Source organism: Streptomyces sedi (assembly GCF_006335015.1).
Lineage (GTDB): Bacteria > Actinomycetota > Actinomycetes > Streptomycetales > Streptomycetaceae > Streptomyces > Streptomyces sedi.
Genome location: NZ_VDGT01000012.1, coordinates 18697 through 32318, shown reverse-complemented (window position 1 = coordinate 32318; position 13622 = coordinate 18697). Strand labels below are relative to the sequence as shown.

The window sequence follows — 13622 nt, the reverse complement described above, 5'->3', positions numbered from 1 at the left end:
TGGCGCGAATTCGGCTATGACTTACCGGCGTAGACCATTTCCCAGCCGAAGGGTCAGCCCATGCGACACCGGAGACTCGCGTACGTGGGGGTGGTGGCGGCGCTCGGCGCGCTGCTGTCGTCCTCCCCCGCCGCCGGGACCTCGACCACCGCGCCCGACGAGGAGGTTTCGGCCGCCGCCGTCGCCCCACGCCTCGCCATCGACGACGACTTCCCCGACCCCGACGTCATCCAGGTCGGCGACACCTACCACGCCTACTCGACCAGTTCACGCCACGGCCGGGTGCCGCACGCGACCGCCCCCGGTCCCGACGGGCCGTGGACGATACGCGGCGACGTGCTGCCGGAGAAGCCCGCGTGGACCGGGTCCGGCGGCTTCTGGGCGCCGGATGTCTCGCAACGGGCCGACGGCCGCTATCTGATGTACTTCACCGGCCCCGACACCGCGTCGGGACGGATGTGCCTGGGCGCCGCGCTCGCCGACAGCCCCGAGGGGCCGTTCACCGCGACCTCCGACCGTCCGCTGGTGTGCGACGCGGGCGAGGGCGGCGACATCGACCCGTCGAGCTTCGTCGACGAGGACGGCACCCGCTATCTGCTGTACAAGAACGACGGCAACGCGATCGGCCAGCCGACCATCATCTGGCTCCAGCGCGTCGAGGCCGACGGCCTCACCTTCGTCGGCTCCCGCACCGAACTGCTGCGCAACGACCTCCCCTCGGAGGACGGCGTGATCGAGGCGCCGGTGCTGGTCAAGCGCGCCTCGCAGTACGTGCTGTTCTACTCGGCCGGCGTGTACTCCACGCCCAACTACCAGACCAGCTACGCCGTCTCGTCCTCCCTCACCGGCCCCTACACCCGCGCCTACCGCCCGCTGATGACCACGGGCAGCCTGGACGGCGCGGTCTCCGGCCCGGGCGGCGCGGACATCGGCGACGGCCGGATCTTCTTCCACGGCGCCCTTCCGGCAGGCGGGCGCGGTCTGTACGTGGCCGCCCTGGGCTGGGACAACGACTACCCGGTGGTGCGCGGCAGCCGCGTCCGCCACGAGGCGGAGCGCGGGACGCTGACCAACGCCGGCGTGCGCGAGACGCCCGGCGCCTCCCAGGGCGCGGTCGCCGCCGGCATCGACCACGCCGACAGCGCGGTCGACCTCCGCGTCTTCGCCGCGAGCGCCGGCACCCACACCCTGCACATCGGCTACGCGGCCGGCTACGGCGAGGCCCAGCACACCCTCGCGGTCAACGGCGCCGACGCCGGCGCGGTGACCTACCCGGACCGGGGCTGGGAGAACTGGACGGAGGTCGCCGTCGACGTCGAACTGAACGCGGGCGCCAACACCGTCCGCCTCGGACACCTCAGCCGCTGGGCCGAGTTGGACTACGTCGAGGTCTCCTAGAGCCCGGTGTCGCTGACGTCCTGCCGGGGGCCCCGGCCCCCGGCCGGGCGCCAGCCGTCCGCCAGCCCGCGGACCTCGGCGGTGACGCGCGCCCAGGACGGCTCGGGAAGGTCGTGCCCGACCCCGGGCAGCAGGACGAGACGCGCGTGCGGGATCCGGGAGGCGATCTCCTTCGCCGCCCTCGGCTTGATCAGCGGGTCGTCCGCCCCGTGCAGCACCAGCGTGGGCAGGTCGACGGCTCCGATCGCCGGGCCGTGCCACTGGGCGCCGATCTGCCGGCTCTGCGCCTGCTGGTCGTGGACCCCGCTGTCGGCGTTGCGCTCCGCCGCCTCGCGCGCGGCCCGCTCGTCGAAGGGCCGGTGCGGGGAGGCGAGGAGCCGGGAGACCGCGACGCCGGCCTCGACGGCTCCCTCCCTGGTGTCGGGGAACCTCAGCCGGGCGAAGCGGGCCAGGGTCCGCTTCCGGATGTAGCGCGCGGCCCGCAGGCCGGCGACGTCTCCGGGGACGGCCGCCATGGTGGTGAGCGTCCGCACCCGGTCGGGGTGCCGGAGCGCCACCCGCTGGACGACCGCCCCGCCGAGCGAGACGCCCAGCAGATGGGCCGAACGCCACCCCAGGGCATCCAGGACGGCGACGGCGTCGTCGGTCATGTCCTCCGCCGTGTACGCCTCGCCGCGTCCGCGCAGGAGCGCGGAGATCGGGCCGCGCGCGGCGGTGGGCGGCAGATGGGTCGACTCGCCGCCGTCGCGCTGGTCGTAGCGGGCCACGGCGAAGCCCTCGGCCGCCAGCATCCGGCAGAGGCCGTCGGGGACCCAGTGCCGGTTGGCGCCCAGGCCGGTCGCCAACAGCAGCGGCTCGCTTTCCGCTCCCTCGGTCAGCGCGTCGAAAGCGAGCCGCACCGCGCCGTTCTCGGCCCAGCGCACCGGGCCCCAGGGACCCGTCGGGGTTGTGGACATGAAGACCTCCCATAACTGCGATCGATGTTCGCAGTTTCTAGGGTAGGCGATGCTGTGGAGGAACCGAGCGACGGGTGGAGCGGTGGACGAGGAACACGTGGTCGTCTGGGAACGGCCGGAGCGCGGCGCACGGGGACCCGCCGCCGTGCACAGCAGGGCGGAGCTGGCCGCCGTCGCCGTCACGCTCGCGGACCGGGACGGCCTCGCCGCGCTGTCGATGCGCCGGCTGGCCACGGCACTGGGCACGGGGCCGGCGTCTCTCTACCGCTATGTCGCCGGCCGCGAGGACCTGCTCGACCTGATGACGGACGCGGTGACGGGCGAGATCGACCTCGACGCCCCGCTCGGCGGCGACCCCGTCGCCGACCTCACGGCCCTGGCGCTCAGGACGAGGGCCGTCCATCTGCGCCACCCCTGGCTCTCCGACGTCCCGCCGGAGCCGCTGCGGCTGGGGCCCAGAGGGCTGGACTACCTGGAGTACGCGATACGGGCGATGGCGGACGTGGAGCTGCCGGGGCGCGCCAAGACAGAGGCCGTGGCGCTGGTGAACGCCCTGGTCGCACAGTTCGCGCGGGTGGAGCCACGGGACGGCGACGGGGGCGATGACCGGCGGGCGGCACGGGCGGGCTACCTGGTCCGCGCCGCCACCGCGGGAAACCATCCGCACCTCGCCGCCGCGCTCGCCGACGACGCCGACGTGAGCCCGCGGGAGACCACGGAGGAGCTGTTCGAACGGACGATGCGCCGGGTGATCGGCGGCCTGCTGTCCGACACCCGCTGAGCGCCCACGCCCCGGCCGGGGCGTGGGCGCCGCGTTCAGCCCTTGACCGTGAAGCCGGCGCGCAGCAGCGTCTCGTCGCGGGAGGAGGGGCCGACCAGCAGCTCGAACGCGCCGGGCTCGACGATCCGGTTGCCCGCGGCGTCGACCAGGGTGCAGTCGGCGGCCGGGAGTTCGAGCGCGACGGTGGTCGACTCGCCGGGCTCCAGGCGGAGTTGGCGGTAGCCCTTCAGCTCCTTGGCCGCCCAGGTCACCGAGGTCACCGTGTCGCTCACATACAGCTGCACGGTCTCCAGCGCCGGCCGGTCACCGGTGTTGGTCAGGGTCACCCGGGCCCGCACGGTGTCCTCGGCCTCCAGGACCGGGGTGAGCACCTCCAGGTCCCGGTACTCGACGGTGGTGTAGCTCAGCCCCTCGCCGAAGGCGAAGGCCGGGCTCTGGGTGAGGTCGGCGTAGCGGGTGCCGTGCTGGCCGCGCAGCTGGTTGTAGTAGGTGGGCTGCTGCCCCACGTGCCGGGCGAACGAGACGGGCAGCCGGCCGCTGGGCTCGACGAGCCCCAGCAGCGTCTCGGCCAGCGCGCGCCCGCCGCGCATCCCCGGGTTGGCCGCGTAGACCACGGCGGCGGCGTTCAGCGCGGAGGGCGGCAGCACCAGCGGCTTGGAGCTGAGCAGCACCACCACCAGCGGCTTGCCGGTGGCGGCCAGCGCGTCCAGCAACGCGACCTGGCCGCCGACCAGTTCGAGCGTCGCGGTGGAGCGGCTCTCGCCGACCAGCTCGATCCGGTCGCCGACGACGGCCACCACGTGGTCGGCCGCCTCGGCGGCGGCGACCGCCTCGGCGATCAGCGCCTCGTCGGGCTCGGCGGGCAGCACCACGTCGGGGCGCGGCTGCCCGTCGGGGAAGAACGCGCCCTCGGGGTCGCGCCCGACGGTCAGGATGTCGGCGCCCCTGGCGTGGGTGACGGTCCAGCCCTCGGGCGCCACGGCGCGGAAGCCGTCGAGCACGGTCTGCGTCATCTCGCGCGGATGGCCGTCCGGCATCAGCCAGTCGATCTGGCCCGAGGCGCCGGCCCAGTCGCCGAGCTGGGTGTGCGGGTCGTCGGCGTTGGGCCCGATCACCGCGACGGTGCGGGGCGCGGCGCCGGCCGGGGCCACGGCGCGGCCGTCCCCGTCGGCGGCGAAGCCGCCGTCCAGCGGCAGCGTCCCGTCGTTGCGCAGCAGCACCAGGGAGCGGCGGGCGATCTCCAGGTTCAGCTCGGCGTGGGCGGCGGAGCCGATGACGGCGGCCTGGCGCTCGGGGTCGGGGTGGCGCGGGTTCTCGAAGAGCCCCAGCTCGAACTTGAGGGTGAGGACGCGGCGCACGGCGGCGTCGATGTCCGCCTCCGCCAGCGTGCCCTCGGCCACCGCGCGCAGCGCGCCCTCGTGGAACTGCGCGGTGGTCATCACCATGTCGTTCCCCGCGCGCACCGCCTTGGCCGCCGCCTCGGTGTGGTCGGCGCAGATCAGCTGCTCCCACACCATCCGGCCGACGTTGTCCCAGTCGGTGACGAGGGTGCCGGTGTAGCCCCACTCGCCGCGCAGCACCTCGTTGAGCAGCCAGTCGTTGATGGTGATCGGCACGCCGTCGATGGACTGGTAGCCCAGCATGAACGTGCGGCAGCCCTCGCGCGCGACCCGCTCGAAGGGCGGCAGGAACCAGGAGCGCAACTTCCGTCTGCTGAGGTCCGCCTCGCTGGCGTCCCGCCCGCCCTGGGTCTCGGAGTAGCCGGCGAAGTGCTTGGCGGTGGCCAGGATCGCGGTGGGGTCCGTCAGCCCCTCGCCCTGGTAGCCGCGGACCATCGCGGAGGCGAACTCGCCGATGAGGAACGGGTCCTCGCCGAAGGTCTCGGAGACCCGGCCCCAACGCAGGTCCCTGGTGACGCAGAGCACCGGTGAGAACGTCCAGTGGATGCCGGTGGCCGCCGTCTCCACGGCGGTCGCGCGCGCGACCCGCTCGATCAGCGCCGGGTCCCAACTCGCCGCCATCCCCAGCTGCGTGGGGTAGATGGTGGCGCCCTTCCAGAACGAGTGCCCGTGGATGCAGTCCTCGGCGACCAGCAGCGGGATGCCGAGCCGGGTGCGGGCGGCCAACGCGTTGGCCTCGACGACGCGTTCCGGCGGGGTGTGCAGAATGGAGCCCACGTGCAGGTCGCGCACCAGGTGCTCGACGCCTTCCATGCCGGACAGCTGGAGCATCTGCCCGACCTTCTCCGGCAGGGTCATCCGACCGATCAGGTCGTCGACGCGCTCGGCGACGGGCAACGCGGGGTCGCGGTAGGGCGCAGGGGAGTTCACGGGGATCCTTTCCCGAGGTGTCGCGGGCGGGGTGCGCTTCGGAGCCCGCGCCCCGGGCCCGCACCCCGTCGTGCGGGCGCCGCGCGCGGCGTTGTGCACGGGGGTGGCCGTGACCCCCGGGGCGAGCGGTGCGGACAACCGCGCTGGTGAGGCGCTGCGACGACGCTAGCACTGAAAACCTCCGGATGGAGGTTTTGCTGGTTCCGGGACTCCTTCCGGTACTACTGTGCCCCCCATGACGAAGCCCCCCGCGCCCGCCGACCCAGCGCCGCGCCGCGGCCCCTACGCCAAGGGAGTCGAGCGGCGCAGGGAGATCCTGGACCGGGCGATCGAGGTCTTCGCCGAGCGCGGCTCCGAGGGCACCTCGCTGCGCGCGATCGGCGACGCGCTCGGCGTCTCGCACGCGGCGCTGCGGCACTACTTCTCCTCGCGCGAGGAGCTGCTGCTTGAGGTCTACCGGTACGCCGAGGAGCGTTCCTCCGAGCGGGACCCCGAGGCGCCGGGCGGCTCGGCGGTGGGGATGATGACGCACGCGGCCCGCCGCAACCGCCGGGTGCCGGGGCTGGTGCAGCTGTACTCGACGCTGCTGGCCCACGCGTTGGACGACGACCACGAGGAGTCGCGGGAGTTCTTCGCGGCCCGCTTCGCCGGGCTGCGCGCGACGCTCGCCGCGCGCGTGGCCGCCGGGCAGGCGCGCGGGGAGATCCGGGGCGACGTGGCGCCGGCGGCCGTGGCGGCGCTGGCCATCGCGGCCTCGGACGGGCTCCAGGCCCAGTGGTTGCTCGATCCGGCGGTCGACGTGGAGGAGACCCTGGGCCTGCTGGAGTCGCTGCTGACGCCGGGCGGCGCTGGCGCGCCGGGTCCGGGGTGCCCGGGGGCCGGCGTTCCGGGGACCGGGTCGGCGGCATGATCTACCATGCGCGCATGGCCGTCCGCATCGACGCTCCCCCCGTGTCCGCCTCGACGGGTCGCTCGTCGTGAGCCCGCCGGCGCCGCCCGAGCCCGACGACTACGTCCGGGGCGTGCGGGAGGGCTCGCGCGCCTGGATCGCCCGGACCGTCACCCTGCTGGAGTCCCGCAGGGCCGACCACCAACAGCGCGCGCAGGAAGTGCTGTTGCGGCTGCTGCCGCACGCGGGGCGCTCGCACAGGATCGGGATCACCGGCGTTCCCGGGGTCGGCAAGTCGACGTTCATCGACGCGTTCGGCTCGTTGCTGACCTCCACCGGGCACCGGGTCGCGGTGCTGGCCGTCGACCCGTCGTCGACCAGGACCGGTGGTTCCATCCTCGGCGACAAGACCCGGATGGAGCGGCTGGCCACCGACGAGCGGGCGTTCGTGCGCCCCTCCCCCAGCGCGGGCACGCTCGGCGGGGTGGCCAAGGCCACCCGGGAGGCCGTGGTGGTGATGGAGGCGGCCGGCCACGACGTGGTGCTGATCGAGACGGTCGGCGTGGGCCAGTCGGAGACCACGGTCGCCGACATGGTGGACACCTTCCTGGTCCTGGCGCTGGCCAGGACCGGGGACCAGCTCCAGGGCATCAAGAAGGGGGTGCTGGAGCTGGCCGACGTGATCGCCGTCAACAAGGCCGACGGCCCGCACGAGCGGGAGGCGCGCGGCGCGGCGCGTGAACTGCGCGGCGCGCTGCGGATGATGCAGCCCGTCGACCCCGACTGGACGCCCCCGGTGCTCACGTGCAGCGCGCGCGAGGAGTCCGGGCTGGACGAGGTGTGGGAACGGGTGCGGCGCCACCGCGGCACGCTGGAGGCCTCCGGCCGGCTGAAGCGGCGCCGCGACGACCAACTGGTGCGCTGGACCTGGTCCATGGTGACGGACGCGGTGCTCTCCCGGCTGCACGGGCATCCGGCGGTGCGCGAGCTGGCACCGCGGGTGGAGGCCGAGGTGCGGGACGGCTCGCTGACCGCGGCGCTCGCGGCGCGGCGCCTGGTGGCCGCGTTCACCGGGGCGGAGACGGGCGTGGAGAGGACGTCCCCGGAGCCGCGCGGCTGATCCGGCCGTTTCCGGAAAACGTCCTCAAACGTCAACTCTCTTCCCCGACGCGGCAGTTGGCAGGATGCTGTGCTCTGCACCTTCCGAACCATCCGTCACGACGAGGGAGTTGACCGATGCCCCCACCACCGGTTACCCGACGCACCGCGCTGACGCTGTTCGCGGCGGCGGCCGGCGCCTGGCCGTTGGCCGCCTCGGCGGCCTCGGCCACCTCGGCCACCCGGGCCGCACCGGCGGCGCGCGCCAACCCGGCACGCTGCTACCTCGGTTCGACGCTGCACGAGATCGGGGTGGCCACCGCCGACCCCGCGACGGGCGCGCTGACGCTGGACGCGACGGTGGCGGAGAGCCGTTCGTCGTTCCTGGCGCTCTCCCCCTCCGCCGAGGTGCTGTACTCCGTGATCGACCAGGACGGCGGCCGGGTGGACGCGTTCGCGCTCGACGCCGAGGGATCGGTGACGGCGCCGCTGGGCTCCGCCGGGGGCCTGGGCGCGGGCCCGTGCCACGTGGCGGTCCACCCGGACGGCGGCCATGTCTTCTCGGCCAACTACAACGACGGGACCGTGGCCGTCGTCGCACTGCGGGAGGACGGCACCCCCGAAGCGGTGACCCAGGTCGTCCAGCACACCGGCTCGGGCCCCGACCCCGACCGGCAGGACGGCCCGCACGCGCACATGGTGCTCACCGACCAGGGCGGCGCGCGGCTGCTCGCCGTCGACCTGGGCAACGACTCGGTGTACGCCTACGCCTTCGACGCCGAGCGGGGCGAGCTGACCGAGGAGCACAGGTCGTCGATGCCGCCGGGCTCGGGGCCCCGCCATCTGGCGCTCCACCCGGACGGCGGGACCGCCTACGTGCTCGGCGAGTTGGACTCCACGCTCACCGTCTGCGCCTACGCGGCGGAGACCGGGGAGCTGACGCCCGGCACGGTGGTCTCGCTGCTGCCGGAGGGCGCCGACCCGGCCGGGAACACCGCCGCCGAGATCGTCGTCACCGCCGACGGCCGCTTCGTCTACGCCTCCAACCGGGGCGACGACAGCGTCGCGATCTTCTCCGTGGCCGGGGACGACCAGGCCGCGCCCCGGCTGGTCGGGCACGTCGACAGCGGCGGGGCGACGCCGCGTCACATCAGCCTGGGCGAGGGCGACGGGCACCTGTTCGTCGCCAACCAGACGGCGGGCAGCGTCGTCGTCTTCGCCAGGGACGCGGAGAGCGGCGAGTTGACCCCGGTGGGAGAGCCGCTGTCGCTGCCGGGCGTGGAGTGCGTCCTGCCGGCCGTTTCCGTGCTGGGCTGACCGGCGCGCGCCCCGGCGGGTCCGCGCCGGGGCGCGCGTGGCAGGCGCGTGCGCCGTGTCAGCGCGGCGTGAGGACGTAGGAGACGCCGGCGTGCGCCGGGAGCGCGACGGCACCGTCCGGGTCGGCGGCGAGCACGGTGGTGCCGCCCCGCGCGTCGGTGACGCGGCAGCCGCCGGCGACCAGCGCGCCGCGCACCCTGACCTCGCCGTCCCGTCCCGCCGTCAGCACCGCCCTGACCGGCCGGCCGTCGGCCCAGCCGAGGTCGACGGTGAGGTCGCCGGCAGCCCGCAGTCCCGTGACCGAGCCGTCGGGCCAGGCGGCGGGCAGCGCCGGCAGCAGCTCCACCTCGTCGCGGTGGCTCTGGAGCAGCATCTCGGCGATGCCGGAGGTGGCGCCGAAGTTGCCGTCGATCTGGAACGGCGGATGGGTGTCCCACAGGTTGGGCAACGTCGACTCCCGCAACTGCTGGGCCAGCATCACGTGCGCGTGGTCGCCGTCGCGCAGCCGCGCCCAGAAGTTGATCTTCCACGCCTTGCTCCACCCGGTGCCGCCGTCGCCACGGGCCCGCAGCGTGACCTCGGCCGCCGCCGCCTCGGGCGTGCCGGGCGCGATCTGGTGGGACGGGTGCAGCGCGTACAGGTGGGAGACGTGGCGGTGGTCGTCCTCCGGGTCGTCCAGGTCGGCCTTCCACTCCTGGAGCTGCCCCCAGGAGCCGATCCGCAGCCCGGGGTCCAACCGCGCCAGCGCGTCGGCCAGCCGACCGCGCATCTCGGGGTCGACGTCCAGGATCTCGGCGGCGGCGAGGGTGTGGGTGAGGACCTCGCGGACGATCTGCTGGGACATCGAGGCGCCGGCGGTGAAGTCGCCGTGCTCGGGCGAGTAGCTGGGGCTGACGACGAGCAGCCCGTCGCGCGGGTCGGTGTGCAGGGTGTCCAGCCAGAACGCGCTGACCTCACTGAGGACCGGATACGCCGTGGCGGCGAGGAACTCCTCGTCCAGGGTGAAACGGTAGTGGTCCCACAGGTGCCGCGTCAGCCAGGCGCCGGCCTCGGGGAACCAGAACGCGGTCGCCCAGTCGTGGACCCCCGTGAAGCCGTACGGGTTGGTCTCGTTGCCGACCACCCAGCCCCGCGCACCGAAGAGCAGGGTCGCCGACTCGCGGCCGGGGGCGCGCAGCGCGTCGACGAAGGTGTGGAGCGGCTCGACGGTCTCCGCGAGATGGGTGGCGTGCGCCGGCCAGTAGTTCATCTGAAGATTGATGTTGACGTGGTAGTCCGCTCCCCACGGCGGCGCCGTCGAGTCGTTCCAGACGCCCTGGAGGTTGGCGGGCAGCGATCCGGGGCGGGACGAGGCGATCAGCAGGTAGCGGCCGTAGGCGAAGTACAGCGTCTCCAGCGCGCGGTCGGCGGCCGAGCCGTCCCCCGCGTAGCCGGCCAGCAGCACGTCGGTCGGCACCTCGGCCGGCATCCGGCCGCCGAGGTCGAGCGCGACCCGGTCGAAGAGCGCGCGGTGGTCGGCGACATGGTCGGCGCGCAGCGCACCGTGGCCGCGCGCCACGGCGGCGTCCACGGCGGCGGTGACCGAGGCGTGCGGGTCCTCGCCCCGGTAGTCGGGGTGGAGTTCGGCGTAGTCCGTCCCCGCGCCGAGCACGAACCACGCGGCGTCGGCGCCGGCGACGGTCACCGTCCCGCCCTCGTCGTGGCGGCTCCCGCCCTCGGTGACCAGCTGGATCTGCGCCTCGAACCGGAGCCCGTTGTCGGCGAGCGCGCCCCGCACGGTGATCCGCCCCTCGGCCACGGTGACCTCGGTGCCCTGGTGCGGCCCCTCGTAGCCGAGGGTGAACGCCACCTTCCCGCCCCGGTCGGCGGAGATCCGGCCCACGATCACCCGCGCGGGAGCGGAGGCGAAGTACTCGCGCAGATGCGTGACTTCGCCCACGCGGTAGCCCACCCGGGAGACGGCCTCGTCCAGGGCCAGCTCGCGCCGGTAGCCGTCGGGGTCCCCCGGCGTGTCGGGGAAGTCCAGGGTCAGCTCGCCGAAGGTCTGGTAGGCGCCGTATCCGGTCTTCGGCTGGCCGAGCCGGGCGGCGACCTCCTCGGGGTCGGCGCGCCCCTCCGCGTCCAGCAGGGCCCGCACCTCCTCCAGGGCGCCGGGCCTGGGCTCGCGCCAGTTCCCGAAGTCGTAGCCGGGGGTGCCGGGCCCGCCGGTCCACAGCGTCTTCTCGTTGAACGGGAGGCGTTCGCGGGCGACGGTGCCGTAGACGGTGGCGCCCATCGCGCCGTTGCCGATCGGCAGCGTCTCGCTCTCCCAGTCGCCCGCCGGGCGGTCGTACCAGAGCGTCAGCTCCGGGGCGGCGGCGGACGACCGCGCGGCGGCGCCGGCAGGGGTGGCGCCGGTCGGGGAGACGCCGACGACGCCGAGCGCCGCCGCGCCTCCCATCGCCGTCCTGATGACCGTCCTGCGGTTGATCCCGTGCTGCATGAAGGGCCTCCTGGGGCCGACGCGAGCATCGCGGTGCCGGGCCCCGGACAGGCTAGACATCCCATCCCTGGGCGACAAGACCGGCGACGGAAACCAACCACGCACCCCTGGGCGCCGTCCAACGGGCAACCCCGGCCGACGACATGGGATGTGTCAGGACCCCCGGGCGCCAGGTAGGCACCCGGGGCCGCTACGCGGCGGCGACCAGCCGCGTCGCGGTGCGGACGCCGGGGCTCGCCTCGGTCAACGCCTCCACCAGCGCGTCGCCGGCGGCGGCCAGCGCCGCGTCGTCCATCGCGCCGAGCGCGTCCAGCACGAAGAACGCGCGGGTCGTGTCCAGCGTGAGCTGGGTGCGGGTGCACTGCCGCCAGTTCCAGCGGCGGCAGGTGACGCCCAGGTCGTCGCGCCAGACCGGCTCGCCCGGGCTCGGCGACTCGACCACCGGCTCGCCACCCGCGCTGGTCACGAACTCCTCGTCACCGACGGCGCGTTCCAGCCGGGGCGCGCCCCGGTAGTGGTCGAGGTCCTCGCCACCGACCGGGACGGCGTGGGCGATCGAGACCGCGTTGTAGAGGTCGGTGAGCCGGTTGATCCTGGGAAGCCCCGCGGGGACACGGCGCAACAGGGCGTCGGCGCTGGGGCGGGTGCGCCGCGGCTTCATCCCGGCGGCGCGGAACGCCTCGTGCCAGGCGACGACATGGGGATCGTCCTCGTACGAGCCGTCCGCGTAGCGCTCGGTGACGACGCGTTCCGCCTCGGCGAGCAGCCGCTCGCTGACCTCGTCGCTCGGGCCGGGCCGCAGCCCGTCGGCGACGATCAGCAGCGCGCGGTAGTCGGGGCGCAGGGCGGTGATCTCGGGCGCCACCGCGGCCCGCGCCAGCCAGTCGTCGAGGGTGGTACCGGGGTGGGGGGCGGAAGGGGACACATCACTCCTGGTGCGTGGGACGCTGACGGCACAGCCTCTCACGCCGGTCGGACATCCCTCGCGGGGACGACCACCGCCCGGTACCGGTCCCGAAACGGGAACCGCGGCCGTGGAGCCCCGCTCAGCCCTGCGGCCAGGCGGCGGGGAAGAGCCGTCGACGGGCCGCGCCCCACAGGTAGTTGGCGCCCTCCGAGCCCGCCGTCCCCGGCGCGCCCCCCAGGAACCGCTCGGCCAGCGCCGCGTGGCGCGCCCGCCACAGCGCGGCCGACTCGTCGAAGGTCAGCAGCGCGGCGCGCACCCGTTCCACCAGCGCGGACGGCTGGCCGCCCGCACGGAAGGCGTCGAAGGCGTCGGCCACCGACGGCCCCTCCAGCCGGGCACGCAGCCGGGCGCGGTCGGCCTCCGTGAAGCCGTGGGTGCGCAGCAGCCGCTCGTCCCGCAGCCCGCACAGGAACTCGACCTCGCGCCACTGCACCGACTGGAAGCCACTGGTGTCGCCCAACTCCACCCGGATCCGCCCGAACGCCTCGGGCGCCATCGCGGCCAGGGCGTCGAACTGGTCGCTGAGCACCCGCATCGCCGACGGCAGCGGCGCGATCCGGCGCAGCGCCGCCTCGCCGTCCCCCTCCCGCAACGCCCGCCCGGCCTCCTCCAGATGGCGCAGCATGATCGCGAACCAGATCTCGCACGACTGGTGGGTCGCGAGGAACAGCGTGCGATCCACGTCGTCCTCGTGGACCCTCGCCACCTGGAGCAGCTGGTCCAGGCGCAGGATCTGGCCGTAGGTGAGCGGGGGTTGGTCGAGCAGGTCGGCGCCGCCGCCGCTGTCGTTGACTGTCATACCCTCCAGCATCGCAGCTGGGGCCGTCGGGGCGGCCGATCGCGTGAGCGGGTGCCCGGTTGATGCAACAGGTGTTGAGCCCGGGCCCGCGCGATGCTCGGGCGCGGGGACGTCCGCGCGGGTAGGGGGCGTTCAGGCGGGCTCGGGGCGTCCCTCGGTCAGCGCGTGCTCGACGTTCCTGGCCATGACCGCGAGGGTGCGGACGACATCCGTGTACTGGTCGGGGCTGACGCCGGTCAGCAGCTGCGCGCGGGTGCGCTGGACCTGCCGCGTCAACTCGCCGTGGACGGCGCGCCCCTGCTCCGTCAGCGCGAACGGACCGCCGCCGCGCCCCTGCGCGACCCACCCGCGCCCGGTGAGCTCGCCCAGCAACGTCCCGAGCGCGGGCACGCCCTCGTCCCAGAAGGGGGCCAGCGCGGCGCTCAGCGCGGCCTCGTCGTGCGGCTCCCTCGCCAGCGAGTTGAGCACCTGCCAGTGCCGGCGGCTCACCGAGTGCTCGGCGAGCGTGGTCTCCAGCTGGTCCTCCAGCAGGTTGTGCAGGTGTTTGAGCCAGTAGCCGATCGGCCTTTCCCTCTCCACGTTTCCCCTCCGTTTCCCGAACCCCC

11 protein-coding genes are annotated in these 13622 nt (G+C 74.5%); 5 read left to right on the top strand and 6 right to left on the bottom strand.

Going from position 1 to position 13622, the window contains the following annotated elements; translation table 11 throughout:
• The first annotated feature begins 60 nt into the window (after nt 1–60).
• Nucleotides 61–1398: a family 43 glycosylhydrolase gene (locus tag FH715_RS16815; RefSeq protein ID WP_139646105.1), complete on the top strand. Its 1338-nt coding sequence runs from the start codon at nt 61–63 to the stop codon at nt 1396–1398.
• On the opposite strand, the gene FH715_RS16810 is transcribed toward FH715_RS16815, so the two are convergent.
• Nucleotides 1395–2354 carry an alpha/beta fold hydrolase gene (locus tag FH715_RS16810; protein ID WP_139646104.1) on the bottom strand — a complete coding sequence of 320 codons (960 nt, stop codon included), beginning with the start codon at nt 2352–2354 and terminating at the stop codon, nt 1395–1397. The genes FH715_RS16815 and FH715_RS16810 overlap by 4 nt on opposite strands.
• A 49-nt stretch (nt 2355–2403) precedes the next feature.
• On the opposite strand from FH715_RS16810, the gene FH715_RS16805 reads away from it, so the two are divergent.
• The gene (locus FH715_RS16805) at nt 2404–3135 is read left to right on the top strand and encodes a TetR/AcrR family transcriptional regulator (protein WP_139646103.1); all 732 of its coding nucleotides are present in this window, start codon (nt 2404–2406) and stop codon (nt 3133–3135) included.
• 35 nt (nt 3136–3170) lie between these two features.
• On the opposite strand, the gene FH715_RS16800 is transcribed toward FH715_RS16805, so the two are convergent.
• On the bottom strand, nt 3171–5465 hold the full coding sequence (locus FH715_RS16800; protein WP_139646102.1) for an exo-beta-d-1,3/1,6-glucosidase: 2295 nt from the start codon (nt 5463–5465) through the stop codon (nt 3171–3173).
• A 235-nt stretch (nt 5466–5700) separates the two neighbouring features.
• Between FH715_RS16800 and FH715_RS16795 the strand changes: the two genes are divergently transcribed.
• From FH715_RS16795 to FH715_RS16785, 3 genes are all read left to right on the top strand, one after another.
• Nucleotides 5701–6375, top strand: a complete 675-nt coding sequence (locus tag FH715_RS16795) for a TetR/AcrR family transcriptional regulator (protein WP_139646101.1) — start codon at nt 5701–5703, stop codon at nt 6373–6375.
• Nucleotides 6376–6442: 67 nt separating this feature from the next.
• Nucleotides 6443–7474: a methylmalonyl Co-A mutase-associated GTPase MeaB gene (meaB, locus tag FH715_RS16790; protein ID WP_139646100.1), complete on the top strand. Its 1032-nt coding sequence runs from the start codon at nt 6443–6445 to the stop codon at nt 7472–7474.
• 116 nt (nt 7475–7590) lie between these two features.
• The gene (locus tag FH715_RS16785) at nt 7591–8769 is read left to right on the top strand and encodes a lactonase family protein (RefSeq protein ID WP_139646099.1); all 1179 of its coding nucleotides are present in this window, start codon (nt 7591–7593) and stop codon (nt 8767–8769) included.
• A 58-nt stretch (nt 8770–8827) separates the two neighbouring features.
• Here the strand turns inward: FH715_RS16785 and FH715_RS16780 are convergent, their stop codons facing one another.
• The 4 genes from FH715_RS16780 to FH715_RS16765 all read right to left on the bottom strand — a co-directional run bounded on the left by FH715_RS16780 (nt 8828) and on the right by FH715_RS16765 (nt 13596).
• Nucleotides 8828–11251: a glycoside hydrolase family 95 protein gene (locus FH715_RS16780; protein ID WP_139646097.1), complete on the bottom strand. Its 2424-nt coding sequence runs from the start codon at nt 11249–11251 to the stop codon at nt 8828–8830.
• 190 nt (nt 11252–11441) lie between these two features.
• Complete coding sequence (locus FH715_RS16775) at nt 11442–12176, bottom strand: B3/B4 domain-containing protein (protein WP_139646095.1); 735 nt, start codon at nt 12174–12176, stop codon at nt 11442–11444.
• Between the two features lie 121 nt (nt 12177–12297).
• A complete protein-coding gene (locus tag FH715_RS16770; RefSeq protein ID WP_170184749.1) occupies nt 12298–13017 on the bottom strand; it encodes a tryptophan 2,3-dioxygenase family protein in 720 nt (239 codons plus the stop codon).
• 132 nt (nt 13018–13149) lie between these two features.
• Nucleotides 13150–13596, bottom strand: a complete 447-nt coding sequence (locus FH715_RS16765) for a MarR family winged helix-turn-helix transcriptional regulator (RefSeq protein ID WP_211367685.1) — start codon at nt 13594–13596, stop codon at nt 13150–13152.
• Between the last annotated feature and the right edge of the window lie 26 nt (nt 13597–13622).

Bases quoted from the DNA above. Each gene is read 5' to 3' on its own strand.
- FH715_RS16780 (WP_139646097.1), bottom strand. From the start codon at position 11,251: ATGCAGCACGGGATCAACCGCAGGACGGTCATCAGGACGGCGATGGGA.
- FH715_RS16815 (WP_139646105.1), top strand. From the start codon at position 61: ATGCGACACCGGAGACTCGCGTACGTGGGGGTGGTGGCGGCGCTCGGC.
- FH715_RS16770 (WP_170184749.1), bottom strand. From the start codon at position 13,017: ATGACAGTCAACGACAGCGGCGGCGGCGCCGACCTGCTCGACCAACCC.
- FH715_RS16795 (WP_139646101.1), top strand. From the start codon at position 5,701: ATGACGAAGCCCCCCGCGCCCGCCGACCCAGCGCCGCGCCGCGGCCCC.
- FH715_RS16810 (WP_139646104.1), bottom strand. From the start codon at position 2,354: ATGTCCACAACCCCGACGGGTCCCTGGGGCCCGGTGCGCTGGGCCGAG.
- FH715_RS16785 (WP_139646099.1), top strand. From the start codon at position 7,591: ATGCCCCCACCACCGGTTACCCGACGCACCGCGCTGACGCTGTTCGCG.
- FH715_RS16805 (WP_139646103.1), top strand. From the start codon at position 2,404: ATGCTGTGGAGGAACCGAGCGACGGGTGGAGCGGTGGACGAGGAACAC.